The organism is Acinetobacter sp. YH12058 (genome assembly GCF_013419805.1).
Lineage (GTDB): Bacteria > Pseudomonadota > Gammaproteobacteria > Pseudomonadales > Moraxellaceae > Acinetobacter > Acinetobacter towneri.
The window spans coordinates 1-1,453 of record NZ_VOZL01000060.1; the positions used below are offsets into that span (position 1 = coordinate 1).

At 56.5% G+C, this 1,453-nt stretch carries 1 protein-coding gene and 1 pseudogene; both read right to left on the bottom strand.

The genetic code is table 11. From position 1 onward, the window contains the following. Window positions 1-248, bottom strand: a pseudogene (glmM, locus tag FTU09_RS13665) (phosphoglucosamine mutase); the annotation flags it as partial. An 86-nt stretch (window positions 249-334) separates the two neighbouring features. Beyond that, window positions 335-1,150: a sulfonamide-resistant dihydropteroate synthase Sul2 gene (gene sul2 / locus FTU09_RS13670; protein WP_001043260.1), complete on the bottom strand. Its 816-nt coding sequence runs from the start codon at window positions 1,148-1,150 to the stop codon at window positions 335-337. Window positions 1,151-1,453 lie beyond the last annotated feature (303 nt).

The following is a 1,453-nucleotide window of genomic DNA, read 5'->3' on the forward strand; positions in this document are numbered from 1 at the left end:
TACGTTGTCGGCAGCGGGCCAAAAAGGAATACGTCCATGCCCATCGAGGTGAAACCGGCTGTGAGCGCGGGTTCAAGCATATAGCCCGACAGGCGCGTATCCTTGCCGATCACGACACGATGGCGGTGGTCACCGCGACGAAAGACACGGCCAGCCGCCATGCCGACGCGCAAGGCGGTTTCCGCCGTCATCGCGCCTTCGTTGGCTTTGCCACGAATACCGTCTGTGCCGAAATATTTGCGCACCATAAGGTCGATTATCCTGTCGTCGGGTCGCCCTCAAAGGGGACATGCCTGCTGAACCGCGAATATAGAGAAATATCCCGAATGTGCAGTTAACGAATTCTTGCGGTTTCTTTCAGCGCCGCCAATACCGCCAGCCCGTCGCGCAAGGGGCGCGGCTCGTGTGTGCGGATGAAGTCAGCTCCACCTGCGGCGGCGGCAAGCTCTGCAGCGAGTGTCGCGGCCCCGACATCCCCCGGACCACGGCCTGTGAGCGCGCGCAGAAAGGATTTGCGCGAAACAGACAGAAGCACCGGCAAATCGAAGCGCAGCCGCAATTCATCGAACCGCGCCAGCACCGAGAGCGAGGTTTCGGGAGCAGCCCCCAGAAAAAACCCCATGCCGGGATCAAGGACAAGGCGGTTGCGTTTGATACCGGCACCCGTCAGCGCCGCGATGCGCGCGTCAAAGAACGCCGCAATGTGATCCATGATGTCGCCAGCGGGTGCCTCGCGCCGATCTGCCTGCCCGTCTTGCACCGAATGCATAACGACGAGTTTGGCAGATGATTTCGCCAATTGCGGATAGAACGCAGCGTCTGGAAAACCGCGAATATCATTGAGATAGGCCACACCACGCGACAAGGCATAGGCTTGCGTCGCGGGTTGATAACTGTCGAGCGAGACGGGAATGCCATCTGCCTTGAGCGCGTCCAGCACCGGCGCGATACGCGCGATTTCTGTGTCGGACGAAACAGGCGCGGCGTCGGGATTGCTGGATGCCGGACCGAGGTCGATCACATCTGCCCCCTCGGCCATCAGCTTACGCGCCTGCGCAATGGCTGCGTCTGGCGCCAGATACCGGCCTCCATCGGAGAAACTGTCCGAGGTTATGTTGACGATGCCGAAAATGATGAGCGATTTATTCATGGGGGCTTCTATAATAATAATAATCGAGCATGAGTCTCATGCGGATGCTCGGGTCGAAAGGGAATCCCCAGGCGAGTAACCTGTTTGCGGTGATCCATTAGCTGCAGGAGCAGAATAGCATACATCTGGAAGCAAAGCCAGGAAAGCGGCCTATGGAGCTGTGCGGCAGCGCTCAGTAGGCAATTTTTCAAAATATTGTTAAGCCTTTTCTGAGCATGGTATTTTTCATGGTATTACCAATTAGCAGGAAAATAAGCCATTGAATATAAAAGATAAAAATGTCTTGTTTACAATAGAGTGGGA